Here is a 25311-nt window from a genome sequence, read left to right on the forward strand (position 1 = left end):
TGGATAAGTTTGAGGATAACTGTGTGGAAAATGATCAAAAAGCCTTGTCAGCACAGCCTTTGCACGCGGGACAAGAAAACACTGTAGAAATGCAGGTTTTAGTTACCCAAAATCCCCAAGAAACTGCTGATTTAGATGCGGTTTTGCCGGATTGGATTGACTATTTAATCCAACATTATTTACCCAATCAGGTCAGTCATCCTGCTGCAAATCAGTTAATTCAACAATTGATGCAAGCCGTGGAAAAAGGCGACAGTTGTATTTTGGCCGAAAATGTACAGATTCAATGTTTGGCTCAGATGGTTCAGCTTGAGCAAGCTGAAAAAACGCCGGTTGCGCCTTTTGTATTTGATTCACAGCGACTGTATCTCTATCGCTATTGGGCACTAGAAAATGCTTTAGCCAAGCAAGTTGCACGTTTAAAACAGCAAACAGAGCAAGATCTTAATCAAACGCAGACGCTTAATATTGAAAAGGATTTACTGACCGATCCCCATCAGATCCAAGCACTGCACATGGTGTGTCAGCACAATTTTAATATCATTACCGGTGGGCCTGGGACAGGTAAAACTTATACCTTGGCTCGGATTATTGCCGTGTTGAATGAGCAAAATCCAAATTTAAGAATTGCGATGGCAGCGCCGACAGGAAAAGCGGCGCAGCGAATGGAAGAAGCCTTACAAGCAGCGTTTAAAGATCCTGCATTGCAGCATTATTCGATTATTCACAAACATTTGAAACCCGTAACTTTGCATCGTCTATTGGGTTTAGGGACGCGCGCTATCCCGCGGTTTAATGAGCGCCAACGCTTACCCTATGACGTCATTGTGGTCGATGAAGCCTCCATGTTGGATTTAAGTTTGGCGCAGATGCTATTCGCGGCAATCCCTCAGAACAGTAAGCTGATTCTCTTAGGGGATGCAGAACAGTTGGCTTCGGTCGATGTTGGCGCTGTTTTGGCCAACCTTCAGGATGTCGATGCCTTACAAGCCAACCGTACCCATTTACAGACCAGCCGCCGTTTTGTACAGGGTGCAGCCATTGGTGAGTTTGCTCGTTTTATTCAACAACAAGAACAACAGCAAACAACCACTGAAGTTCTGGCGAAATTCGAACATCAGGTGGTATCTGCATCCGAACTTCAGCCGATTCAACTGACACCGAATATGAGCGATGTGATTCAGTTGCAATATCTCCCCGACGCTACGAACAGTGCGGCACATTGGGCAAAATATTATGATCAACTGATGTATGGTTTTCAGCCCTATGTGGCGTGGTTAAAACAATGGCCAGAGCAACCCGCTGAATATGCAGATTGGTCAGCCCAATTGATTCGCTATTTTGATGATTATCGGATTCTATCGGCCATTCGACATGGAAAATTAGGCTTACACGAACTCAATCAGCAGATTGAACTTCGGGTCTTAAATACCTTGGGTGTGTTGAAACAAGGGGATTGGTATGTCGGTCGTCCAGTCATGATGACCTATAACGATTATCAACTTGGACTATCAAATGGTGATATCGGGATTTGCTTAAAACGACCGATGACGGAAAAGTCGCAGTTTGAGGTTTATTTTCCAAGTTTGGATAAATGGGTGGTGGCAACACGGTTACCTAAAAGTATAGAAACCGCCTATGCCTTGACCATACATAAGTCTCAAGGTTCTGAATTTACCCATACGGCGGTAGTTTTGGAAAATCATGCTACCGAAATGATGAGTAAAGAGCTGATTTATACCGCCATCACTCGTGCCAAAAAAGTGGTGAGTTTGCTTGTTGCAAAAGATGCATTGGCAAAAGCGCTTATAAAAAGAACAGCGCGAGTTAGTGGTCTGTTAGAAAAAATTAACAATCACCTACCTTTGTAAAGCCTAGGCAAAATGTACCGTATTTTGTAAGAAATGGCTTACATCGATTCAGGAGATTTGCGCATAGAGCTTTTTAGAGCTTTTTGAGAAGATGACTTCACAGAAAAAGAACTCAACACGGATGGTTGAGTAAAATCGCAAAAGTATAAGAATAACGTCAAAAGACAGCGAACTTACAGTGAAGTAAGGAAATAGGAAACTTACAGCCGCTAAGCCTTGTAGTTTTGGGAGAGACTACAGGGCTTTTTTATGTCTGGAAAATAAGAAATGCCTATACGCTGTAACAGAAAAGAAATAGAGCTTAACTGATGTACGAAAAAGCTTACATATAGATACGAAAAATACGACTTTTATCTAATAGCCGTTGTGGCAAAATCTACCACATAAGGAAGTGCAAGTTAAAACATGGAATGTTTGACATAAGGACGCGGAAAAGCGCCACATAAAACAATAAATAATAAAACAATAACTAAAAAAGAAGAAACTACAGCGCAAAAAAGCCCGAGCCTAGCTCGGGCTTTTTTTTAATCATTCCACTTTGAGTTTTGCATGCTAAACATCGAGTGGCAAAATATATCAAAAAATCAGTTTAAAATTCATTCAATGACATCGCATTCAACATGTTAGAAATATGCGGTTTTGTGTCGCATAAAGTATCGAAACATATAAAAAATTTATAATGGAATCGATGTGAAAAAAAAGGCGCTATTATCGTCATGAAAACCTGACGAAGTCGGCCATCTCTTTTTGCAATTGGGACGATTTTCCCTTAATATAATGCACTTGCTGTAGTGATGCACGGCAGTCAGCTGATTTATCAGTTGATTCGTATCAAAAGTTAACTTTATAAGCATCTCGGAGAAATCGAATGGCTTTAACAAACGCAGATCGCGCAGAGATCGTTGCAAAATTCGCTCGCGCTGAAAACGACACTGGTTCACCAGAAGTTCAAGTAGCTCTTTTAACTGCTCAAATCAATGATTTACAAGGTCACTTCAAAGAGCACAAACACGACCACCATAGCCGTCGCGGTCTTATCCGTATGGTTAACCAACGTCGTAAGCTTCTTGACTACCTTAAAGGTAAAGACGCTACTCGTTACAGCGCATTGATTGCTGCTTTAGGTTTACGTCGTTAATTCGATTTAAACTTTTATTTTCGGACTATTGCATGCTTAGTGCTGTATTACTGAAAACTAAAGTCTATCCAACCTTGGTTGGATAATGGGGAAGGGGCGTTGATTCGCTCCTTCTTTGTGTCTCAAATTAGTATTTTTAATTAATGTTTTTAATATCTAGTGAGGTCGGCTTCTAAGCTTTGTCATTTATGTTGCAGCGTTTGGGGCGTTGAGTGAATGCCAAACCTTAGGGGTCTCCACTAGAATAAAATCAGGAAAAAATAAAACATGTCGATGTTTAATATTATTCGTAAAGAATTCCAATACGGTCAGCATCAAGTTGTCCTAGAAACAGGTCGTGTTGCGCGTCAAGCGAACACTGTAATCATCACTATGGGTGGTGTACAAGTTCTTGTTGCCGTTGTTGCTCAACCAACAGCTAAAGCAGGTCAAGACTTCTTCCCATTGACTGTTAACTACCAAGAAAAACAATATGCTGCAGGTCGTATCCCGGGCGGTTACGGTAAACGTGAAGGCCGCGCGTCTGAAGCTGAAACTCTTATTTCACGCTTAATCGACCGTCCAATCCGTCCGTTGTTCCCAGAAGGTTACTACAACGAAATCCAAGTGACTGCGACTGTGATTTCTTCTGACAAAACGATGGATGCTGACATTGCTGCAATGTTAGGTACATCTGCTGCACTTGCAATTGCGGGTACGCCTTTCCGTGGTCCAATCGGTGGTGCGCGCGTTGGTTTAATCAACGGTGAATACATCCTTAACCCGAACCACGAACAGCTTAAAGAATCTGACCTTGACCTTGTGGTTGCAGGTACAGAATCTGCAGTATTGATGGTTGAATCAGAAGCGAAAGAACTTTCTGAAGACCAAATGCTTGGCGCTGTATTGTTCGGTCATGACGAAATGCAAATCGCGATCCAAGCGATTAAAGAATTTGCTGCGGCTGCTGGTGCAACAGAGTCTACTTGGACTGCACCTGCGAAAAACGAAGACCTTCGTGCAAAATTAAAAGAAGCGTTTGAAGCGAAAATCTCTGAAGCATACACAATCGCTGTTAAACACGATCGTTATGCAGCACTTGATGCGCTTCAAGCTGAAGCTGTTGCTCAATTTGTTCCAGAAGAAGACGTTGACGGTATCGCTGACGACTTAGCTGAATTATTCGAAGACCTGAAATACCGTACAGTACGTGACAACATCTTGTCAGGTAAACCACGTATTGATGGCCGTGATACTAAAACAGTTCGTGCGCTTGACGTACAAGTTGGCGTGTTAGACCGTGCTCACGGTTCTGCATTATTCACACGTGGTGAAACTCAGGCGTTGGTAACAACAACTTTGGGTAATACACGTGATGCGTTAATGGTAGATACATTAGCGGGTACGAAAACTGACAACTTCATGTTGCACTACAACTTCCCTGCATACTCTGTAGGTGAAACTGGTCGTGAATCTGGTCCTAAACGTCGTGAAATCGGTCACGGTCGTTTAGCGCGTCGTGGTGTACAAGCTGTACTTCCAGCAGCTGACCGCTTCCCGTACGTGATCCGTATCGTATCGGACATCACTGAATCTAACGGTTCATCTTCAATGGCTTCTGTATGTGGTGCTTCTCTATCACTTATGGACGCAGGTGTTCCACTTAAAGCGCCAGTTGCGGGTATCGCAATGGGTCTAGTCAAAGAAGGCGAGCGTTTCGCAGTTCTTTCTGACATCTTGGGTGACGAAGACCACCTTGGCGACATGGACTTTAAAGTAGCAGGTTCTGCAAACGGTATTACTGCACTTCAAATGGACATCAAGATCGAAGGTATTACTGAAGAGATCATGGAAGTTGCATTGAACCAAGCGTATGCAGGTCGTATGCACATCTTAAATGCAATGAACCAAGTAATTTCACGCGCTCGTCCTGAAATCTCTATGCACGCGCCTACATTCCAAGTGATCAACATCAACCCTGATAAGATCCGTGATGTGATTGGTAAAGGTGGCGCAACGATTCGTGCGATCACTGAAGAAACTAAAGCAGCAATCGATATCGAAGATAACGGTACAGTTCGCGTATTTGGTGAAACTAAAGCGGCTGCTTCTGCTGCTGTTGCGAAAATCCAAGCGCTTACTGCTGAAATCGAACCAGGTACAATCTACACTGGTAAAGTGATTCGTATCGTTGAATTTGGTGCGTTTGTAAACATCCTTCCAGGTACTGATGGCTTACTTCACATCTCTCAAATTTCTAACGAACGCATTGCGAACGTTTCAGACGTATTATCTGAAGGTCAAGAGATCAAAGTACAAGTTGCTGATGTCGACAACCGCGGTCGTATCAAATTAACCATGAAAGACATCGAACAAGCTTAATGGTTTGTTGATTCACAGGGTTTCGGCTCTGTGAATGGATTCTAAAAAGCCTTGAGTGCAGTCAGAGTATGAACTTTGACTTGCTCAAGGCTTTTTTTATGGCATCATGCAAAAAGTAAACACAATAATAAATGAGATATGCAAACCTATTATTTTTTTCAGCATCCAACAGCCGCGCATATCTATGTGCAAGACCAAGTGCAATGTGAGCATCATCCTGAACTTGAGCCTGAGTTTATTTGGATTGATTGTACCCGTGAAGATGTCGTTAACCGCCCTGAGCAATGGCAGCGTGAGATTATTCAGGCGTGTGATCTACGGGTCAATGAATATCATCTGTGGGATATTTTAAATCTAGAGCATCCGTGTGCCTTTGACACACTCGATGATTACGATTTATTAATTTTTAGAAAAATGGTCACCCCCGATGACCAAATTGTTGCAGGCGCCGACGCGCTTGAAAAGCATGAGCGGGTCTTTGGTTTGGCGACTACCCCGATCAGTTTTTTGCTCACGCCCCAAGTGCTGATTACGGTTCGTGAAAAGGGCAACAAAGCCATTGAAAGTTATATCCAGCGGATTGAAACCTTAATTTCTCGTCCGATTGATGAACAAAATAAACCACGAAAATTAGCCATGACGCCCTTAGATTTGGCATTGCGCTTACTGAATAATATGGTGGATGGATACTTGGATTTACGTGTTCCTTTGACGCGCCGTGTCGAGTTTTGGCAGCAAGAGTTATTACAAGGGCATCGACGGTTTACCAAGTGGCATCAACTGTTGCAGGAAAATATGGCCTTTCAGCAAGTGGAAAACTTGTGTGAAGAGCAAATTGAAGCCTTGCAAGAACTGCGTGATGAAGTTGTGGATAATTACCCGCATTTGAAAGGCAAAAAGCGCAGTGAAAAGCAGGATATCATGCTGGTTCGCGTAGATGATTTAACTAGCCATATCGAACGCATTCAAAAACACACCACACGATTACGCAGTGCCGTGCAGGCCGCCATTGATCTGCATTTTTCAGCCGTTGCCAACCAAACCAATGAAAATATGCGTATTTTAGCGATTATTACGGCGATTTTCGCACCATTAACCTTATTAACTGGTATATACGGTATGAACTTTGAGTTTATTCCCGGACTCAAATCGCCAACCGGTTTTTGGATCATGCTTGGTATCATGTTGATTACCACGATTTTACTGCTGTATTATTTTTATCGACGGCATTTGGTGGGGCGTGGCGAAAAAAGTGTGATTGATATGCTGGCACAGCAACATGGCGATCAACACATGAATTTGTTTTGGTTTATGGATTATGAACCAATTAAACAAACGGTGAAGGGCACAGTCAAAGGTACGGTTAAAACTATGAAAGAAATTGAGAAGCTGACGAAACTCAAATAGTTCGCGTTAGCTTCTCTGATGGATGGGTCTGCTTTAAATCCTTTGATAACTTCGAGACTCACCAAGGGTGCATATTTGAGTTTGCCTTTGCGTTTTAAGCACACTTCGACCAAGGGCTTGTACGGCATTGGGCGTATTGCAGTAAGTGTTCCACTATACGTCCCGTCAGCGTTTTTGACGACGGTGACATCGCCGCGTGAATATCCTGTTTGGTCATCAATTGTTTTCCAAACACCGGTCATATCACTGGCATGCAGCAGACCGCTGAAACTGAGTAATGCCCCAAATAGCACATGATGCATGTGCATGATGAATCCTTTGTCATGATTTTATTGTTTTTAAATTTTGTTTTAAAAATCTGCAGTACAACGCGATTTGACCGATCCTTATGGTCCTAGCAATTCAATTGCGTAGCCTCGTAGGTTGTACTGCGAACGACATGCATCATGAAAATTCCCCTATACGAGTCGATATCTCAAGATATATCATCATTTTCATTACTTTTCAGTAAGCGATAAATTTCATCTTTTAGCTTTAATTTCTTACGCTTAATGGTCTCAATATCCGTGTTGTAGTGATTAACAGGATCTAATTCCAATTGAATGATTTCGCGATCCAACTCATCATGTTCTTCAAAGATCCGCGCAAAATGCGGATTTTCATCACGTAACTGAGTGACCAAATCACGGTACTCAGGAAACATGTTTTTGACTTTTTTATTGCAATCTCGTGTTTTCATGGTTGTCGATCATTTCCTCTACAAGAAAAAAGAAAAACGCCCTGCAGGACAGAGCGTTCACGAATACATTTAGTGCGAATGAAGCTGTTGGTGTTTCACTTGGCGACGTAGTTGTTGGACTTCATCAATCAGGTCGAGCATCATGGCGACCGCAGTAAAACTGGCATCGAAATCTCGTTGAAGCCGATAGGCACGCCGTGCGCGAGATATATCATCGCCAAAAAATTGATGAATCCTGTCTTCTGAACGGCTAGGCAGAATATCGTATTCGAGTAGTTGCAGAACCCATTCTGGACTTTGCCCACAGGCAGAGGCAAAGTGTTGTAGATCAAAACTACTTTTTTCGTCTACGATTTCAGTCTGTTTACATCCGTCACAGACAATTTCACGATAATGAATTGTTGTCATGGTGCTCTCCTTAAGACTGTCGTGGATTAAATGACGGAAAAGCTTGAGCAAAAGCCGCATAAGCTTGTTGCTCTTGTTCTGTTTGTGCAGCTGGTATCACTATATTTAAAACCAGGTAAAGCTGTCCGGGTGTTTTGTTTGGTATCCCTTTGTCCTTTAATCGTAGCTGCTGTCCAGTACGCGCATTTTTAGGAATCTGTAGCTCTAATGTTTTGCCATCAGGACTGGTAAATGCAATTTTTTGACCCAATGCTGCTTCCCAAGGACTGATATTCAGTTGTTGGAAAATATCAGCACCTTCTACACGGGTTTGCTCGGTTTGTTTATACAAAAATTCAATGTATAAATTACCAGCAGCTCCACCGTTATAGCCAGCTTGCCCTTGGCCCGAGAGTCGAATTTGTTGACCTGATTTCATGCCTGCAGGAATTTTGACTTGTAGGGTTTTACGTTGAACTTCAGGCTCACCATGGGCATTTAAGCTCGGAATCTGCAAGGTGATATTCTGCGTTGCACCATGAAATGCGATTTCTAAATCCACTTCTAAACTGGCGTGTTGGTCTTCACCACGGAAGCTCTTGGTTTGGCGGTTTGCACGTTGATACTGATAGTCACCGCCACCAAAGCCTTGCCCAAAACGACCAAACAAGTCTTCAAATCCACTAAAGTCCGCATGCTGACCATCACTCGTCGATTGGCGATAAAACTGAGATTGGTCAAAACCACCTTGGTTGCCAGCATTAAACCCAGCAAATCCTTGAGGATGATCGAGTTCAAAATCGTATTGTTTTTTCTTTTCGGCATCACTCAAGGTGTCGTATGCAACATTAATCGCTTGCATACGCGCTTCAGCATCAGCCTCTTTACTGACGTCAGGGTGATATTTACGCGCCAATTTTCGATAGGCTTTTTTGATTTGATCTGCCGAAGCATCTCGGGCGATCCCTAAAGTTTGATAGTGATTGTCTGGCATACTCTCTGTATAAATATTGATCATGTTTAAATCAATATAGAAGGGTTCATCAAACTGTCATAGGGGCAAACTGCAGCTTATTGTTTCAAAATATGACAATAAAAAAGCCTCACGAGGAGGCTTTTAAAAACACATTTAAAATTAATATTTTATCCAAGTGACACTACGACCAATCACAGATACACCAACATACCCACGTATAGTTAAATGTTTTCCTGAAGCACTAAGTCTTGCTTTGCCTTTATAGATTTTTCCACCAATCGGGTCCAGAACTTTACCGTTTTGGAATTCACGTGGATTTTTTGGATCTTGTTTAAAGTCCCAAATAAATGGCAAGCCGATAAAAGGTTTATTTTTCAATTCACCTGGGCAGTTCGAGCAGACGCCCATTTTTTCAGTGCCAGGGACATTGCGTGTGGTGACAATGATGCCTTCATAGCTTCCATCGGCTTTTTTGCGAATTTCAACGTCTGCACGCGAATATCCTGTACGGTCATCGACGGTTTTCCACTTCCCCACTAGCGGATCGGTTTCCGCAGCGATTGATAATCCTGACAAAGTGCTAAGTAGTATTCCGGCAAATAATTGTTGATATATTTTTTTCATTTCATCCCCTGAAAATTCAGAATTGTGTTTTTAGAGTAAGTTGCCTAATTTATCTATAAAGTCCTACAAAATCAATGTGATAGTTTGTGATGTATTTGGCGGAATTTCTTAAAACGCTGCTTTAATATGGAGTTTTTACTCTAAATTTTAAGTTAAAAAAGGCCTTTAATGATTTAAAGGCCTAGTGCTTAGTTTTTGACCCAAGTGACATTGCGTCCAATTGCAGAGCCTTCAGTACGACCATTGATGATCAAATGCTTGCCATTATTCATCAAACGAGCGCGTGCATTGTAGTGCTTGCCTGATTTGGGATCGAGCATCACTCCACCCACAAATTCATTGGGCTTTTCTGGATCAGCGCTTAAGCCGCTTAAAGTGGTTAAACCGACCATGGGTTTATTTTTCTGAGCACCGGTGCATTGCGTGCATGTCGAAACATTTGCTGTTCCGGGTACGCTTCGGCTTTGGATAATGGTGGCCGAATACAGGTCATGCTTATCTTTACGAATCACCACATCGGCAAGGGAATATCCTGTTCGATCATCAATGGTTTTCCATGTCCCCACTAAGGGGTCAATCGCTGCAAAAGCAGAGGATAAACTGCAGATGGAGAACATGCCGAACAGGATAGAAGGGAGGAATTTAACAGCCATATAATTACCCACATTACACAAAAAGCGGATGCCTAAAACTTAAAGGCATAAAAATATTATGGGTTTAATGTAGCCTGAAATAATATGAATATTCTAGTGATTTTTTAAGAATTGGTATTTATATTTTGAGCCAAAACATGAACGAGTTGGCGCTAAATGAGGTTTATGCTGAACGTCTACGCACTAGTAAAATAGTCGGAATTCATCTCAAAGTAGATTATTATCGGCATGATGAACTCGTCTGGAGTTGAGTTCATCATGCCAATGAAAGCCAAATGGCGACTTTAGTTGACGCGGATCCAAGATACCGTCCGGCCGAGAAGCGTGGTTCCAACATAACCTCGAAGTGTCAGGACATTGCCGCGCGCATTCAATTGCCCTTTACCTTGATAAGTATTGCCTGAAAGTGGGTCGATCACCTTGCCATCGGTGTACGCATTCTCTTTTGCATTATGTTTGAAGCCAGAGAATATCGGTAAACCAATTAAGGGTGCATTTTTGAGTTTACCTTCGCATTTTTCACAAATCGTGGTGACAGGGCGGTTAGGGATGGCATGTACTTTGGTGATTTTACCGCTATAGCTGCCGTCTTTTAATTTGGTGATTTGGACTTCAGCACGGGCATAGCCTGTTTTGTCATCTATGGTTTTCCAGGTCCCGACGAGGTCTGCTGCATGTGCTGTCATTGGGCCAAAGCAGAACATGGCTAAAGCAATAGTGAGTGTTTTGAGTTTCATATTTTATCCAGTTTTTTTACATTATTTTTCTATTAAAAAATAAAGCTTTGTTGGTTTTTTTGACTTTATTTCTGGCGCGATTCTACTCGAAAAAAATTTGATCGCAAATACAGTTGATCATGTTGAGGTTCTAAAGCTCGAAACCATTCGACTAAGCGGAAGAAAGTAGTAGGTCTAAATTTTATCGGGACAATAAAAAAGCACCCCGAAGGATGCTTAGATTTAGGCTTTTAATCATGCAATGATTTAGCTAAGGTGTTGACCAAAAAGGGATAAAGCTTCTTCTGCCGTAAAGGTATATTTTGTATTACAGAATTGGCAGTCCATTTCAATTGGGTTTTGAAACTCTAAGGTTTCACGAACTGCAGCAACACCGATTTGTTCAAGTGCTGTCGCACAGCGTTCTTTTGAACATGTACAGCCAAATTTTAAGGCCTCAGTTTCAGGAAGACGAACTTCTTCTTCGTTATATAAACGATATAAGATTTCATTTGCGGATAAAGACGTTAACTCTTCTGCTTTTAATGTCTCAGTCAGCATGGTTAAACGTGGCCATAGGTCTTCATCGACACGGCGTTGTTCTTCTTCGTTGTTACGAGGCAATAACTGGATCAGTAAACCACCTGAACGGCTGTTGCTGCTTGCTAAGACGATGCGTGTTGGGATCTGTGCAGATAGATCATAATATTGCATCAAGCAACCCGCTAAAGTCGGTTTGTCTAAAGGTACAATCCCTTGATAACGCTCACCAAATTCAGGCTCGATATTAATGAAAAGTACTGGGTTTACCAAGGCTTTGAGTACCGTGCTGCTGTCTTCAGCGGTTTGAAAGTGCGGGTCTTCTTCATAATCTGCAAGTGCGCGAACTTCACCGAGATGATTACATTCCGCCATTGCCCATTTAAAAGTGCCTGCAGCCTGAATTTGTAAGCTAATACGACCTTTAATTTTTAAGGTGCTGGCCAACAAGGCAGTCGCGCTGAGCATTTCACCCAAGAGAATTTGTACAGCAGGTGCATAGTCACGCTGTGCAAGAATCGTTTGTAGGGCTTCTTCAAGATGAACCACTTCTCCACGAACAGGGCTATCTTCAATAAAAAAGCGTTGGCGTAAATCTGACATAAAATTCTCCATAACCCTGCTTTAATGGTGACGATATTGTAAAACACAAGTCATTCATTATCATCTCTTGTGACATCAATACGATGACGTTGTAAGCTGCGTTGTAAATCAACACCTGTAGGTTTTTCAAGGGCTTGCGCATCGCTTTCAAACAAATGTTCCAGTTCAGCTAAAGCGTTACGATGCGTTTCATAAATTTTTTGTTCATCGGTATAGATTTGCTGCTGTTGAGTCAGCAGTTTTTCATCATAATCACGGAACAATTCGATACTTTTATAGGCATCTTCATCGCTGATGCCTAAGTCGCACAGCATGTGATAGGCCATTCCTAAAGACGATAAATAGGTTTCACGCCAAATATGCTCAATCCCCAAATCACGCAGCAGATGCACCTGATGACGGTCACGCGCACGGACCAATAATTTTAACTGAGGGTAATTCAGGTGAATATGACGCGCCACGTTCATCGAGTCTTCAATATCATCTATGGCAAGGACGAACACTTTGGCATGTTCAATGCCCGCAGCGCGTAAAATATCTGGTTGTGTGGCATCGCCATAATATAGATGACCACCATAATTACGTACGAAATCGACTTTGTCTAAGTTGCTATCAATAGCGGTAAAAGACAAATGCTGTAAATGCGCCACACGAGCAATGATTTGTCCAAAACGTCCAAAGCCCGCAATAATCACAGGATTATGTTCATCCGGAATGTCGTCATATTCGGGGATGGTTTTTGGATTAAAACGTGGCAAAATTTGTGATTGTATTAACCAGTACAACATAGGGGTCAACACCATCGACAAAGTGACGATGAGGGTTAATGGCTCCAAAATGGCTTGCTGTACGACATTTTCACTTTTCGCCACACTAAAGACCACAAAGGCAAATTCACCGCCTTGAGCCAAACAGGTCGCCAGTAAAATACTGTTGCGCCATGAATTTTTAAGATAACGCGCAATCGCCGTAAGTGACGCCATTTTGATGAGCATCAGTGCCAATGCACCACCGATAATGAACCACGGCATTTCAACGAATAATGACAGTTCTGTGGTCATGCCCACGGTCATAAAGAACAAACCAAGTAAAAGCCCTTTAAACGGAGCAATACTGGCTTCGAGTTCATGGCGGAATTCCGAGTCTGCCAATAGCACGCCGGTCAGAAATGCTCCGAGTGTGGTACTGATGCCCAGTACATCCATCAACACCACGACACCCAGCACAATAAATAAGCCAACAGCAGTGATCAGTTCATGCGCGCCACTTTTCGCAACGAAACGGAAAAAAGGCCGCATTAAGTATCGACTAAATAAAAATAAGCCTGAAAAAGTTGCAATGATTGCAGCGAAATAGGCGATTCCGTGATGTGATGATTCTGTTCCTGCGAGCAGGGGGATGACTGCAATCAGGGGAATTGCGGCCATATCTTGAAACAGCAAAATCGAAAAGGATTGTTGCCCATAGGTGGTGTTTAATTGCTGTTTTTCACTCAGCATCTGCAAGACAAAGGCAGTAGAGGAGAGTGCCAGAGCGAAACCGATAACGATACTGGCTGCAATGCCTTGTTGTAAGGCAAAAAAACTGCCTAGCGCTAAAAGCAGACCGGTCAGACCGACTTGTAAACTGCCCATGCCGAAAATAGAACTACGCATGCTCCATAGCCGCTGTGGACGAAGTTCGAGTCCGATCAGGAACATCAGTAAGATCACGCCAAATTCAGCGAGCTCTTGGATCGCTTCGGGATCACTGGCAATGTTAAAGACATCGGGGCCGAGCAAAATACCGGTGAACAGATATCCCAATACCGTTGCAATACCAAAGCGCTTGAGCAAAGGGACAAGCAATAAGGATGCGCCAAGGAAAATTGTGATCTGTAACAGTAGTGACATTTACTCGTCCTAGAGTGGTATTTTTGGTCGAAAGTTGCAATTCAGTATGACTGATTTTTCAGACTGAATTGTACGCGTTTAACTGAGTTCCTGTGGGTCTATATCGAGGCTCAATTTCATATTTGATGGCTTGTTATGCAAGATGTTTTGCCACCAATAACGCAGATAATAATGTAAGCGCGCACGATCTGTAGACAGTAAAACCATGTGGGATTGATAACGTCCCGCTTTGCGCTCCATCGGGGCAGGAATCGGCCCCCAAATGTCAATAATTCCAGCAGAGTCCTGACGCAGCAATTGGGCATGTTGCTGTAAAAATTCAGTATTGAGTTCTTGGTTTTTGGACTCACAGCGCACCAATGCGGCATAGCGAAACGGTGGCATTTGTGCCATTTCCCGTTCTTTCATGGTTTCTTTGGCAAATTTTCGATAGTCCTCATTGACCAAGATATTCAAAAGCGGATGGTCGGGTCTTAGGGTTTGTAAAAACACATCGCCTTTACGTTCACCACGGCCGGCACGCCCAGTGACTTGTACAATGAGCTGTGCAGTACGCTCGATGGCACGGAAGTCCACACTCAGTAGACCTGAATCGATATCTAAAATCGCCACCAAGGTGACGTAAGGGAAATGATGTCCTTTGGCCAGCATTTGTGTACCGAGTAAAATGGCAGGTTCGCTTTTTTGAATCTTGTCATAGATTTTTTGCCAACTGCCGACTCGACTGGTGGAATCACGATCGACCCGTATAACGTCATGCTGCGGAAATAGCTCATTTAGGCTTTCTTCAACCTTCGCTGTACCCATACCCACGGATTTCAGTTCTTGGTGATTACACTGTGGACAATGCTCTGGCATACGGTGAATGGTGCTGCAGTGGTGACAATGTAGGTGTTGATAGGGTGTGCGGTGTACCGTGAAATTGGCATCACAGTGCGGACATTTGGCCTGCCATGCACAGCTTTCACAAATTAAAACCGGGGCATATCCACGACGGTTTAAGAACACTAACACTTGTTCTTTTTTTTCAAGGCGCTTACGGATTTCACCAATTAATAATTGGCTGATTCCATGCTGTTTCTGTGCCACTTTCAGATCAAGGATGTGCATTTTCGGCATGACCGCAGTGCCCGCACGTTGGTTCAATTCCAGTACGGTCATTTTGCCTTGTTTCGCCAGTGCATAGCACTCGATACTAGGCGTGGCAGAACCTAAAATGACAGGGCATTGTTCCAGATGCCCACGGTAAAGTGCGACATCCCGAGCGTGATAGCGAAAGCCTTCTTGTTGTTTAAAGGACAGATCATGCTCTTCATCAATCACAATCAAACCCAAATTAGGCAGTGGCGTATAAATCGCAGAACGCGTGCCTAAGATAATAGACGCCTTGCCCGTTTGCGCCGCTTGCCAAGCTTGCATACGTTTTGAATCGTTCAACCCCGAATGTAGTAGGGCAATATTGCAATGAAAACGTGATTGGAAACGGCTAATGGTCTGTGGGGTGAGTCCAATTTCAGGTACCAAAACCAAGACCTGTTTGCCTTGCTTAAGAACCTCTTGCATGATTTGTAAATAGACTTCGGTTTTACCGCTGCCGGTCAGACCATCAAGTAAAAATGCCTGATATTGATTACGCGCCTTTAACACCCGATCAATGGCTTTCTTTTGCTCAGGATTTGCAGTGAGTGGCATTTGCGCCATGCTCATGGGCATCGGGCTAAAGTCCTGTTCCGCCAAGACACATTGGCAGATGCCTTTTTTCTCTAATGCTTTGAGTGTCGCGGTTTCCACACCTGACAAATTTAAAAGATTTTCACCTGTGCCTGTGGGATGTAATTTTAGTATTTTATACGCCTCTTGTTGACGCTCTGAACGTTTAATTTTGGCTTCAGCATTATGGTCAATCAGATTCCATGTCCGTGCCAATAAATTATAGGGCTTTCCTTGGCGTAACAGCGTCGGAAGGGCACTTTGCATCACTTCACCAATCGGAAATTGGTAATACTGTGCAGACCATGTCAATAAATTTAAAACTTTCTCATCTAAAATGGCACGATCATCAAGAAGTTCGGTAATGGCCTTGAGTTTAAATCTTGAATCGAGTGGTGCATCGGGAGCAATTTTTTCCACGATGATACCGGTCAAATTTTGCCGACCAAAAGATACAGCAACGCGTACACCTACTTCAGCTTGTTGGTATTGCTCTTGGTTTAAGCTGTAATCGAAGCAGTCGTATAAATATACCGGAACGGCGACTCGAACGCGGTAAATAGGTGTTGCAATGCTCGCTGAATTTGCCATAAAACGTGGATAAGTTCCTGATTAAATTTCGTCGTGATCGTAAAGGAGTTGTGTTAGAGTGAGCTCATATTTTATATCTAAGAATATGAATGATTTTGATGGTCAGACGCAACTGCGCTGATAGAAATTTTGGAAAATTAGAGCATTACAATGCCTGCATATCAGTTTACTGCCATAGACGCTTCAGGGAAGCAGCAGAAGGGTGTACTTGAGGGTGATTCTGCGCGTCAAATTCGTCAACAGCTCAGAGATCAGTCACTCATTCCAGTTGCTGTCGATCCGATAGAGCAAAAAGACAAACACGCGCAGCAGCGCTGGTTTCAAAAAGGGCTGAATGCCTATGACTTGGCTTTATTGACTCGCCAACTTTCAGTTTTGGTTGCCGCTGCAATACCATTAGAAGAAGCGATTCGTGCTGTGGGAAAACAAAACGAAAAAGCCCATGTGCAAAACCTGTTGATGTCGGTGCGTTCTAAAGTTTTGGAAGGACATTCTTTAGCCAACGCACTACAACAAGCGGGACGCTTTCCTGAACTGTATATTGCCACGATTGCAGCAGGTGAGCGTTCAGGTCATCTCGATCTCATTCTCGACCAACTTGCTGATTACACCGAAAACCGCTTCGCCATGCAAAAAAAAGTGCAGGGTGCGATGATTTATCCCATCATCCTGATGTTAATGTCTTTCGGTATTGTGATGGGACTCATGACCTATGTGGTCCCAGATATTGTCAAAACCTTTGACCAAAGCAAAGATGCCTTGCCGTGGATAACGGTCGCTTTAATGAAAGCCAGTGATTTTATTCGAATGGCCTGGCCATTTTTATTGGTCGGTAGCGTAGTTTCGATTTTTCTCTTGGTTCGATTCCTCAGAACAGCGGCGGGACATTATGCCTTTGACCGATTGACCTTGAAATTACCGTTATTTTCCAAACTGTCTAAAGGCATTAATGCCGCTCGTTTTGCCAGTACCTTGTCGATTTTAACCAAGTCTGGCGTGCCTTTGGTCGATGCTTTAAAAATTGGCGCAGCGGTCAGTAATAATTGGGTGATTCGAGATTCGGTCAACCTTGCGGCAGAGAAAGTAACAGAAGGTGGTAATTTAGCAACACAGCTTGAGCGAAGTGGTTATTTCCCACCGATGATGGTACAAATGATCAAAAGTGGTGAAAGTTCAGGCGAATTAGATCGGATGCTCGAACGTGCGTCGACGATGCAAGACCGAGAAGTGACGACTTTAATTTCAACTTTATTGGCGTTGCTTGAACCGCTGATGTTGGTATTTATGGCGAGCATTGTACTGGTGATCGTGATTGCTGTGATGCTGCCAATCGTGAATATGAATAATATGATTTAAGACATTCGAACAATGATGTGAACAGAGATTTGTAACATGCAAGTGAAGACAAAAAATATGAAGCAACAAGGTTTTACTTTAATTGAAGTGATGGTGGTCATTGTCATTTTAGGTGTTTTGGCAGCGCTGATTGTACCGAACGTGATGGGCCGTGGTGAAAAAGCCAAAGTCGATACTACGGCGATTACTTTAAAAAGTGTCGCTGGCTCATTAGATCAATACAAAATGGACAATGGTAAATTCCCTTCAATGCAAGACGGCGGATTAAATGCTTTGGTCACTAAACCTGAGTCTGCTAAAAACTGGTTGCCAGGTGGCTACATCAAAGGTGGCTATCCAAAAGACAGTTGGGACAATGACATTCAATATGTGATTCCCGGTTCTGAAGGCCGTCCTTATGATCTTTATTCATTTGGTGCGGACGGTCAGTCTGGTGGTGAAGAAAATGATGCTGATATTTACTATAAACACTAACTGAGAATAATTATAAATTCAGTTTTAATGGAATTAATCACTTCACTTAATAGGGTGTTTCAATATTGAGTGAAGTGATAATAAATCTTAATTATAAAATTAATATTAAGTTATTGAATTTAATTTAAATTACATAATGCAAAATATGTGATATTTATAATAAGAATTATTCCCAATTTTATTGATTACAATAATCGCAAAATATGAATAAATATAGGCTTTTCATTTAAATAAAACCGCGCATAATATCTTTTATGGTACTTTTTTAGCCATGGAGGATAGCATGAAAGCATTATTATTAACGGATGAAATTAACCAATTTCATTGGTCTATGCTGAAATCTGTTCTTTTGATTTTAAGTATTCTGCCGATCAGTCAAGGCATTGTGTATTTATGGCAAAGCACTGAGGGCAGTAGCCAAATTATGGTGGGCTTCTTTGCCATGAGCTTAATGAGTTCATTACTGGCTTTAAGTTTTTGGTCTGCATTAAAAGCGACTGTGGCAAATTTAAAACAAGAACATGCATCTGCCATCGAACAACTGGTTGTTCGTCTTTATCGATATATTCCAATGGTATCTTTAGCTGCCATGCTTTCCTATTTAGTTACGCAGTTATAACCCCAAAATTAAACCTTCAAAACTGGAGCTTGCTCCAGTTTTTTTATGTCTCGTGTTAATGAACAGTTCGTAGCGTACATCAGTGCATACTTCTACATGGTACGCGCTCTAACATAACCTTGCTTTGTCCGTTTTGACGCATCGAATGTCTGTTTCACATATGGTCAGCCTGAATGAAATTTTTATAATCTTTACATATCAGATCTTAGATAGTTGGATGAAGTACAACAAAGAAAAGAAAGAGGGAAAAATGCAACAGATCGATTGGCAAGATTTTTTGAAAGTTGAATTACGTGTGGGGAAAATTGTGCAGGCTGAAGTCTTTGAGCAAGCACGTAAACCCGCGTACATTCTCCATGTGGATTTTGGAGAGGAACTGGGCATTAAAAAATCCAGTGCGCAAATTACACAGCTATATCAGCCGGAAAATCTATTGGGAAAATTGGTCGTTGCCGTCGTGAATTTTCCAAAAAAACAAATTGGTCCGATCCAGTCAGAGTGTTTGGTCACAGGCTTTCATAATGCAGAGGGGCATGTTGCTCTTTGTGTGCCTGATACAGAGATTCCCCTAGGCACCAAGTTACTTTGAAAAAGTAGGGTGAACTGGCACCCTGAAAGTTTATCAATAAAAAACCGAGCCAAAGCTCGGTTTTTTTGATCTTTTGTAGCGGAATTAACGGCGTGATTTAAAAGAAATATCAACTTTACGCGGGCGATAAATCCAACCGAGAATCAACAACAAGAATGAGAAAAACAACACAGGCCAATCACTTAAGCGAGTGTAAAGTGTCTCGCCTTGCATGGCAGGTAAATCACCACGCAGTACCGCATCTTTATCCATCGGTGCTTGTTTCACAATGTGGCCATTATGATCAATAAAGGCGGTAATGCCAGTATTGGTTGCACGGATAAACCAACGGCCATTTTCTTTGGCACGCATTTGAACCATTTGTAGGTGCTGATGCGGGCTCGCTGTTCCAGTAAACCATGCGTCATTGGAAATAGTCACTAGGTAGTCACTTTGACTAGCATTACGGCGCGTTAAGTTGGGATAAGCCACTTCATAGCAAATCGCCGCACCTAAATCATGACCTTTGACATTTAAAGGCTTTTGGTTGTTTGCGCCACGTGAAAAGCCACTCATCGACGGGTCATTTTGTAGGGCAGGTAGTACCCAACTTAACATCCCTGAAAGCGGAATGTATTCACCAAAGGGTACTAGACGTTGCTTCTTGTATAGACCAGAAGATTCATCACCAGTTGCCATGATGGTGTTGTAATACATAGGGTGTTGGTTTTGCTGTGATTCTGCCAAGTCCCAATAGGGGATACCTGTCACCCAAGCCGTACCTGTTTTATTGGCTTGGACTTTCATCGCATCCAAAAACGGCTCAATATCGGTTTGGAACATTGGAATGGAGGATTCTGGCCAAACAATGACATCACGGCCCCATTCGGTCCGACTTAATGACGCATACTTCATTAAGGTTTGAGCTTGGTATTCTGTTAACCATTTTAAATCTTGTGGAATATTGCCTTGAATTAAGGAAACACTCAGCGGTTTTTCATTTTTAGGCTGAACAAATTGTAGTTGCCCTGCACCCCAGGCGCCGAGCAAAACAAGGGCAGATGGAACAATCCAGAAGATGCGTTTACGTAGGATTTCAACCAAGGCACAGGCCAATACAATGACCGCAAAAGATACCCCAAAGATCCCGAATAATGGCGCATAGCCATCGAGGAATCGTTCAGTAAAGGCATAACCTGCAAACAGCCATGGAAAACCGGTAAAGACCCAAGTTTTACTCCACTCGAAAAACACCCACAGTGGCGCAAAGGTCAGTGGGGTTTCTGGAAAGAAGCGGCGGTAGAGCCAACTCTGAACTGCGGTAAACAGGCCCATCACAATCGCCATAATGGCAATCATCAAAACACTCAGTGCTGAATTGGTATCACCATAGACATGGATCGAGGTATAGAGCCAAAAAGCCCCAACAAACCATAAGCCAAAGCCATACGCTAGACCAATGAAAAACGATTGTTTAGGTGCACGTTGACTTAGGCAGGCATACAGAATGGCTGGAGATAAAATTGCCAACCACCAATAATGATAAGGTGCCAGCGACAAGCTGAAGATGGCACCTGAAAATAATGCAATCAGCAAAGGATAGATGAAAGGTAGCTGTTTTTTTTGTTCTGAGTGGTTTAGCAGCTTATCAAAGTAGGTTCTCATTTACGGACAGCTCGGATCAGATGAATAGTACGTGCATCTGCCTCCAAAATGGTAAATTCCCAGTTTTCAAGTTCAATCACTTGACCTTGTAAATCACTGACCAAGCCCATTTCTTGTAGCAGTAAGCCGCCCACAGTTTCTACTTCATCATCTGAAAAATCAGCATCTAAAAGATTGTTAAAGTGTTCAATTGGTGTAAGTGCTTGAACCAACCATGTATTTGCACTTAGTGGGTCTTCATCTGGAATGATAAATTGAGCTTCTTCATCGACTTTGTCGTGTTCATCTTCAATTTCACCCACAATTTCTTCAAGAATGTCCTCTAAAGTGACTAAGCCTGAAGTTGTGCCATATTCATCAATCACTACAGCGATATGGGTTTGGGTATTTTTTAACATACGTAAAACTTGGTCAGAGCGTGCGCTCTCGGGTACAAATAAGGGTTGACGCATTAATGCACGAATATCGACTTTGGTGGTCGGTTCTGTCAAAAATGGCAACAAATCTTTGGCCAAGAGAATACCGACGACATTGTCAGGCTGGTCTGAGGAAAAGACAGGGAAACGTGAGTGTGCTGATTCAACAAGTACATGCAAAATATCTAATAGCTCATCATCTTCTTGTAAGCTGATCATCGCAGTACGGGGGGTCATCACCTCGCGGATTTTAGTTGCAGGTAAGTCGAGTACCCCTTCGAGCATGGCAACTGTATCGGGTTCTAAGAAGCGACGTGAATCTTGTACCAATTTCAACAGTTCGTCACGGGTTTCTGGTGCAGTGCCCAGCCATTTACGTAAGCCGCGCATGCCCCACGACGGGCCGGATTCCTCTTGCATGATCTTTCCTAAAGACTCTTAATATCTAATAAATGATGATTTTATCATACCGTAGAAAATACAGTTGTCTATTGTTAATGTTGATCTAGATGATGAGCGATCAAGTCATTTTAAGACGTTATCATCTGCATTTTTCAAGCTAACATTCGGTCGTTAGGATTATGCTAAAATAGCCCTAGATTTTAATACTGAGTTTTCTAATGTCTGAGCCTTCTGTGCCCCCATCAATTCAATTAAACACCCGTGGCTTACGTTGCCCTGAGCCTGTGATGATGTTGCATCAAGCCATTCGTAAATCAAAATCGGGTGATATTGTTGAGGTTTTTGCAACAGATAATTCGACCTCTTGGGATATTCCGAAATTTTGTATGCATTTAGGTCATGAGCTTTTGCTTCAAGAAGAACGTCTTGATGAAAATGGGAATAAAGAATTCCATTATTTGGTTCAGAAAGGTTAATTTAAGAGATTGTAAAAAATAATAATTATTAAGATGTTACATTTTTATTAATAAAATAGGCTGGTCAAGTCTGATGGCTAGCCTATATCATTCGCAGCATAATTATACAAAGTTTAAAAAACAGACTTTTAAAATGTTAAATTCGATTGCTCTTATACTTGAAAAATTAGGCTTATCTGCCCAAAAACGTGCCATTCATGTGCAATTTTCCAACCCTGCGTTGAATGATGAGCTTTTTATTCAACGTATTGATGGAGAGCATGTCTTAAACCAAGGCCTGCAAGCGACTTTGATTTGCCTATCTACTAATGCACTTATTCCACTAAAACAATTTATTGGCGCACAGGTCGCCGTTGATCAAGTGACCGATCAGGGCGAACTCTTCCGTACCACGGGTATTATTACCGAAGCCACCCAAGGCCAGAGTGACGGTTCACTCACCCTATATAAACTCACTCTAGAAGACGCAACGTCGCTATGGCATAAACGCCGCAACAGTCGTGTGTTTATGAACAAATCGGTGCGCGAAGTCAGTGAGACTCTCTTTAAAGAATGGCAAAGCAAAAGTCCGCTCTTTGCTGCCAGTCTAACGCTAGATCTAAGCGGTTTAAGTCAGAACTATGATGTACGACCTTTCATCATGCAGTCGAATGAAAGCGATTATGACTTTTTAACGCGTCTTTGGCGCAGTGAAGGCATCAATTGGCTCATCGATGAAGCGCAGCTGAAAGCACCACATTCCTCAGCGCCAATTGAAAAACAAAAACTTCGCCTGATTGATGACAATAGCCAATATCAAGCACTCAGCCGTCGTAGCATCCGCTTTCATCGCTCTAGCGCCACAGAAAAACAAGACAGCATCACCAGCTTGATCGGTGAGCGTAGCATTCAACCGACTGCGGTCCATGTGCAGCGCTGGCAAGCCGATGGACTCAGCCAAGAAGAAGGCGCAGGTTCAGTTCAAAGTAAACATCAGCATAGCCAAAGCCAAGACAATGCTAGCTTAAGTTTGGAACAAGCATGGCATATCAGCCCTGCATGGATGCAAGACTTAAAAGGCGAAGACCAAGCTACCGCTTCATCCAATAGCCAAATTGAAAAACTGAATCAAAACCTAACGCGCTATCACGAGCTACAATCAAAAAAATTCAATGCACAATCGACCGTGCGTGATACCCAAGTGGGTTATTGGTTTGAACTGAATGAACACCCTGAAATTGATCAACATAGTGGTGCAGACAAACAATTTTTAATTACAGAAAAGAAATTCTATAACCAAAATAACTTACCCAAAGATCTCACTGAACAGGTCAATCAACTGATTGAACAAAGCCAGTGGAATATTAAACCCATCCATGAACAGGCCGAGCGTCAGGCCAATCAGCTCACATTGCAACGCCGCAATATTGCGACCGTTCCTGAATATAACCCACTCGAACACCGTCCAAGCACCCATCCGCAACGCGCCAAAGTCGTTGGGCCAAGCGGTGAAGAAATACATGTCGATGAATGGGGGCGTATCAAAGTCCGCTTCTTATTTACCCGTGGTGATGACCACAGCCATGATGGCGGTGCAGGCAGCAATGATAATGATACGGACTCTGCATGGGTCGATGTACTGACTCCATGGGCAGGTGAAGGCTATGGCGCACGATTCTTACCGCGGATTAATGAAATTGTAGTCATTGATTTTTTTGACGGTAATATCGACCGACCATTTGTGGTGGGGCGTATACATGAAGCACAGCGCAGTCCAACCCAATTTGATAGTAAAGGCAAACTGCCAGACACCAAAAAACTGGCTGGAATAAAAAGTAAGGAAGTCCAAGGTGAAGGCTTTGGACAACTTCGCTTTGATGACACGACTGGACAAATCTCAACACAATTACAAAGTACCCATGGCGCCACTCAGCTCAACCTAGGGAACCTCAGTCATCCCAAAGAAACCGCAGAAAGTGAGGGAAGAGGCGAAGGTTTTGAACTGAGAACCGACCAATGGGGCGCGGTGCGTGCAGGACAGGGGCTACTTGTTAGTACACACCCACAACAACAAGCAGCAGCAATGCACCTCGACGCACAAGCGGCGAAAGAACAAATCGAAGCCAACTTAAACAGCAGTAAAGCCTTAAGTGAAGTGGCGAAAAACCAGCAAACTGACCCGCTTGAAGTCTTAGATAATCTGAAAAACTTCCTTGGCCAAATCGAAAAAGGCAGTAAAGAAAAAGCTGATGCCTTTAAACAAGCCTTAATGATTTTATCTGCACCAAACTCCATTGCTGTGAGTAGTCAGGAAGATATTCATCTTTCAGCGGATGGGCAGATCAGCCAAAGTGCAGGCGATAGCATCAACCTCAGTAGCCAAAAATCCTTGATTGCCCATGCACAAAACAAGATCAGTCTATTTGCAGCACAAGAAGGCTTAAGAGCTTATGCTGGTAAAGGCAAAGTTGAAATCCAAGCGCAAGGAGATGGGGCGGATCTGATTGCACGAAAAGGTATTCAAATTATTTCCACTGAAGATACAGTCGAAATTAAAGCGAGTAAGAAAATAGTACTGACAGCAGGTGGTAGTCAAATCGAAATCAGCAGTGCGGGTGTATTGCCTACTACGGCTGGAAAGTTTGAGGTGAAGGCGGGGCAGCATAAGTTTGTGGGAGGGGAGAGAGTTGATATTTCTAACTTCCCATTCATGCCTGATAGTTCAAGATATAATGCACAATTTAAATTTACTGATGATAATGGTCAGCCATATAAAAATGTAGGTTATCTGGCAAAGTTTAAAAATGGGCGAACAAAAAAAGGTAGAACGAATAAAGAAGGCTACACTGAAATTTTTTACACAGAGTCCGCAGAAGATATTAAAGTCTTTTTAGAACTTTAATTTACTTAGTAGCTTTTATAAATTAAATTTAGTTTTTTATGTTTGAAAGAGGTATCTATTGATTATTGATTATTGATTATTGATTATTGATTATTGATTATTGGTTATTGATTATTGGTTATTGATTATTGATTATTGATTATTGATTATTGATTATTGATTATTGATTATTGATTATTGATTATTGATTATTGATTATTGATTATTGATTATTGATTATTGATTATTGATTATTGATTATTGATT

22 protein-coding genes are annotated in these 25311 nt (G+C 42.4%); 10 read left to right on the forward strand and 12 right to left on the reverse strand.

The window, feature by feature from the left end; all coding sequences use genetic code 11:
- Positions 1–89: 89 nt before the first annotated feature.
- The 4 genes from recD (at position 90) to FTU36_RS01255 (ending at position 6777) form a co-directional block, all read left to right on the forward strand.
- The gene (gene recD, locus FTU36_RS01240) at positions 90–1871 is read left to right on the forward strand and encodes an exodeoxyribonuclease V subunit alpha (RefSeq protein ID WP_180116665.1); all 1782 of its coding nucleotides are present in this window, start codon (positions 90–92) and stop codon (positions 1869–1871) included.
- 868 nt (positions 1872–2739) lie between these two features.
- Positions 2740–3009: a 30S ribosomal protein S15 gene (rpsO, locus tag FTU36_RS01245; protein ID WP_005007057.1), complete on the forward strand. Its 270-nt coding sequence runs from the start codon at positions 2740–2742 to the stop codon at positions 3007–3009.
- A 273-nt stretch (positions 3010–3282) separates the two neighbouring features.
- Complete coding sequence (gene pnp / locus FTU36_RS01250; protein WP_171262611.1) at positions 3283–5370, forward strand: polyribonucleotide nucleotidyltransferase; 2088 nt, start codon at positions 3283–3285, stop codon at positions 5368–5370.
- Between the two features lie 138 nt (positions 5371–5508).
- Positions 5509–6777 (forward strand): magnesium transporter CorA family protein, encoded by a 1269-nt coding sequence (locus FTU36_RS01255; RefSeq protein WP_180041037.1) that lies wholly within the window; start codon positions 5509–5511, stop codon positions 6775–6777.
- Here FTU36_RS01255 and FTU36_RS01260 read toward each other — a convergent pair.
- From FTU36_RS01260 to FTU36_RS01305, 10 genes are all read right to left on the reverse strand, one after another.
- Positions 6687–7085: a hypothetical protein gene (locus FTU36_RS01260; protein ID WP_180116659.1), complete on the reverse strand. Its 399-nt coding sequence runs from the start codon at positions 7083–7085 to the stop codon at positions 6687–6689. The genes FTU36_RS01255 and FTU36_RS01260 overlap by 91 nt on opposite strands.
- A gap of 167 nt (positions 7086–7252) precedes the next feature.
- Positions 7253–7516 carry a YdcH family protein gene (locus FTU36_RS01265; protein ID WP_180002890.1) on the reverse strand — a complete coding sequence of 88 codons (264 nt, stop codon included), beginning with the start codon at positions 7514–7516 and terminating at the stop codon, positions 7253–7255.
- Between the two features lie 69 nt (positions 7517–7585).
- Positions 7586–7924, reverse strand: coding sequence for a chaperone modulator CbpM (locus FTU36_RS01270; RefSeq protein WP_078189792.1), 339 nt, complete (start codon positions 7922–7924; stop codon positions 7586–7588).
- 10 nt (positions 7925–7934) lie between these two features.
- Positions 7935–8897 carry a DnaJ C-terminal domain-containing protein gene (locus FTU36_RS01275; RefSeq protein ID WP_180116666.1) on the reverse strand — a complete coding sequence of 321 codons (963 nt, stop codon included), beginning with the start codon at positions 8895–8897 and terminating at the stop codon, positions 7935–7937.
- Between the two features lie 141 nt (positions 8898–9038).
- Complete coding sequence (locus tag FTU36_RS01280; protein ID WP_078192815.1) at positions 9039–9503, reverse strand: DUF2147 domain-containing protein; 465 nt, start codon at positions 9501–9503, stop codon at positions 9039–9041.
- Positions 9504–9691: 188 nt separating this feature from the next.
- Positions 9692–10156 (reverse strand): DUF2147 domain-containing protein, encoded by a 465-nt coding sequence (locus tag FTU36_RS01285; protein ID WP_168377964.1) that lies wholly within the window; start codon positions 10154–10156, stop codon positions 9692–9694.
- Positions 10157–10440: 284 nt separating this feature from the next.
- Positions 10441–10893, reverse strand: a complete 453-nt coding sequence (locus FTU36_RS01290) for a DUF2147 domain-containing protein (protein ID WP_373686227.1) — start codon at positions 10891–10893, stop codon at positions 10441–10443.
- A 246-nt stretch (positions 10894–11139) separates the two neighbouring features.
- Positions 11140–12015, reverse strand: coding sequence for an Hsp33 family molecular chaperone HslO (gene hslO, locus FTU36_RS01295; protein ID WP_180116660.1), 876 nt, complete (start codon positions 12013–12015; stop codon positions 11140–11142).
- A gap of 50 nt (positions 12016–12065) precedes the next feature.
- On the reverse strand, positions 12066–13907 hold the full coding sequence (locus tag FTU36_RS01300) for a monovalent cation:proton antiporter-2 (CPA2) family protein (protein WP_180116661.1): 1842 nt from the start codon (positions 13905–13907) through the stop codon (positions 12066–12068).
- A gap of 78 nt (positions 13908–13985) precedes the next feature.
- Positions 13986–16208 (reverse strand): primosomal protein N', encoded by a 2223-nt coding sequence (locus FTU36_RS01305; RefSeq protein ID WP_180116662.1) that lies wholly within the window; start codon positions 16206–16208, stop codon positions 13986–13988.
- A 150-nt stretch (positions 16209–16358) separates the two neighbouring features.
- Between FTU36_RS01305 and gspF the strand changes: the two genes are divergently transcribed.
- The 4 genes from gspF (at position 16359) to FTU36_RS01325 (ending at position 19246) form a co-directional block, all read left to right on the forward strand.
- On the forward strand, positions 16359–17564 hold the full coding sequence (gene gspF, locus FTU36_RS01310) for a type II secretion system inner membrane protein GspF (RefSeq protein ID WP_078189785.1): 1206 nt from the start codon (positions 16359–16361) through the stop codon (positions 17562–17564).
- A gap of 36 nt (positions 17565–17600) precedes the next feature.
- On the forward strand, positions 17601–18038 hold the full coding sequence (gspG, locus tag FTU36_RS01315; protein ID WP_078189784.1) for a type II secretion system major pseudopilin GspG: 438 nt from the start codon (positions 17601–17603) through the stop codon (positions 18036–18038).
- A 283-nt stretch (positions 18039–18321) separates the two neighbouring features.
- Positions 18322–18657: a hypothetical protein gene (locus tag FTU36_RS01320; protein ID WP_078192809.1), complete on the forward strand. Its 336-nt coding sequence runs from the start codon at positions 18322–18324 to the stop codon at positions 18655–18657.
- Positions 18658–18907: 250 nt separating this feature from the next.
- Complete coding sequence (locus FTU36_RS01325; RefSeq protein WP_180042366.1) at positions 18908–19246, forward strand: tRNA-binding protein; 339 nt, start codon at positions 18908–18910, stop codon at positions 19244–19246.
- Between the two features lie 84 nt (positions 19247–19330).
- Here FTU36_RS01325 and lnt read toward each other — a convergent pair whose 3' ends face one another.
- Together lnt and FTU36_RS01335 are read right to left on the reverse strand one after the other, a co-directional pair.
- A complete protein-coding gene (lnt, locus tag FTU36_RS01330) occupies positions 19331–20890 on the reverse strand; it encodes an apolipoprotein N-acyltransferase (RefSeq protein WP_180116663.1) in 1560 nt (519 codons plus the stop codon).
- Positions 20887–21726, reverse strand: a complete 840-nt coding sequence (locus FTU36_RS01335) for an HlyC/CorC family transporter (protein ID WP_078189781.1) — start codon at positions 21724–21726, stop codon at positions 20887–20889. Before FTU36_RS01335 ends, lnt begins: the two co-directional genes overlap by 4 nt.
- 200 nt (positions 21727–21926) lie before the next feature.
- Here FTU36_RS01335 and tusA point away from each other — a divergent pair, with 200 nt between their 5' ends.
- Entirely contained in the window at positions 21927–22184 is a 258-nt protein-coding gene (gene tusA / locus FTU36_RS01340) for a sulfurtransferase TusA (RefSeq protein WP_078189780.1), read from the forward strand.
- 133 nt (positions 22185–22317) lie between these two features.
- Positions 22318–25065 (forward strand): type VI secretion system Vgr family protein, encoded by a 2748-nt coding sequence (locus FTU36_RS01345; protein WP_180116664.1) that lies wholly within the window; start codon positions 22318–22320, stop codon positions 25063–25065.
- The last annotated feature ends 246 nt before the right edge of the window (positions 25066–25311 follow it).

The organism is Acinetobacter sp. YH12096 (assembly GCF_013419215.1).
GTDB lineage: Bacteria > Pseudomonadota > Gammaproteobacteria > Pseudomonadales > Moraxellaceae > Acinetobacter > Acinetobacter amyesii.

Excerpts from the sequence above, each read along its gene's own strand:
- recD (WP_180116665.1), top strand. The coding sequence starts at position 90 with ATGCAGGTTTTAGTTACCCAAAATCCCCAAGAAACTGCTGATTTAGAT.
- rpsO (WP_005007057.1), top strand. The coding sequence starts at position 2,740 with ATGGCTTTAACAAACGCAGATCGCGCAGAGATCGTTGCAAAATTCGCT.
- pnp (WP_171262611.1), top strand. The coding sequence starts at position 3,283 with ATGTTTAATATTATTCGTAAAGAATTCCAATACGGTCAGCATCAAGTT.
- FTU36_RS01255 (WP_180041037.1), top strand. The coding sequence starts at position 5,509 with ATGCAAACCTATTATTTTTTTCAGCATCCAACAGCCGCGCATATCTAT.
- FTU36_RS01260 (WP_180116659.1), bottom strand. The coding sequence starts at position 7,085 with ATGCACATGCATCATGTGCTATTTGGGGCATTACTCAGTTTCAGCGGT.
- FTU36_RS01265 (WP_180002890.1), bottom strand. The coding sequence starts at position 7,516 with ATGAAAACACGAGATTGCAATAAAAAAGTCAAAAACATGTTTCCTGAG.
- FTU36_RS01270 (WP_078189792.1), bottom strand. The coding sequence starts at position 7,924 with ATGACAACAATTCATTATCGTGAAATTGTCTGTGACGGATGTAAACAG.
- FTU36_RS01275 (WP_180116666.1), bottom strand. The coding sequence starts at position 8,897 with ATGCCAGACAATCACTATCAAACTTTAGGGATCGCCCGAGATGCTTCG.
- FTU36_RS01280 (WP_078192815.1), bottom strand. The coding sequence starts at position 9,503 with ATGAAAAAAATATATCAACAATTATTTGCCGGAATACTACTTAGCACT.
- FTU36_RS01285 (WP_168377964.1), bottom strand. The coding sequence starts at position 10,156 with ATGGCTGTTAAATTCCTCCCTTCTATCCTGTTCGGCATGTTCTCCATC.
- FTU36_RS01290 (WP_373686227.1), bottom strand. The coding sequence starts at position 10,893 with ATGAAACTCAAAACACTCACTATTGCTTTAGCCATGTTCTGCTTTGGC.
- hslO (WP_180116660.1), bottom strand. The coding sequence starts at position 12,015 with ATGTCAGATTTACGCCAACGCTTTTTTATTGAAGATAGCCCTGTTCGT.
- FTU36_RS01300 (WP_180116661.1), bottom strand. The coding sequence starts at position 13,907 with ATGTCACTACTGTTACAGATCACAATTTTCCTTGGCGCATCCTTATTG.
- FTU36_RS01305 (WP_180116662.1), bottom strand. The coding sequence starts at position 16,208 with ATGGCAAATTCAGCGAGCATTGCAACACCTATTTACCGCGTTCGAGTC.
- gspF (WP_078189785.1), top strand. The coding sequence starts at position 16,359 with ATGCCTGCATATCAGTTTACTGCCATAGACGCTTCAGGGAAGCAGCAG.
- gspG (WP_078189784.1), top strand. The coding sequence starts at position 17,601 with ATGCAAGTGAAGACAAAAAATATGAAGCAACAAGGTTTTACTTTAATT.
- FTU36_RS01320 (WP_078192809.1), top strand. The coding sequence starts at position 18,322 with ATGAAAGCATTATTATTAACGGATGAAATTAACCAATTTCATTGGTCT.
- FTU36_RS01325 (WP_180042366.1), top strand. The coding sequence starts at position 18,908 with ATGCAACAGATCGATTGGCAAGATTTTTTGAAAGTTGAATTACGTGTG.
- lnt (WP_180116663.1), bottom strand. The coding sequence starts at position 20,890 with ATGAGAACCTACTTTGATAAGCTGCTAAACCACTCAGAACAAAAAAAA.
- FTU36_RS01335 (WP_078189781.1), bottom strand. The coding sequence starts at position 21,726 with ATGCAAGAGGAATCCGGCCCGTCGTGGGGCATGCGCGGCTTACGTAAA.
- tusA (WP_078189780.1), top strand. The coding sequence starts at position 21,927 with ATGTCTGAGCCTTCTGTGCCCCCATCAATTCAATTAAACACCCGTGGC.
- FTU36_RS01345 (WP_180116664.1), top strand. The coding sequence starts at position 22,318 with ATGTTAAATTCGATTGCTCTTATACTTGAAAAATTAGGCTTATCTGCC.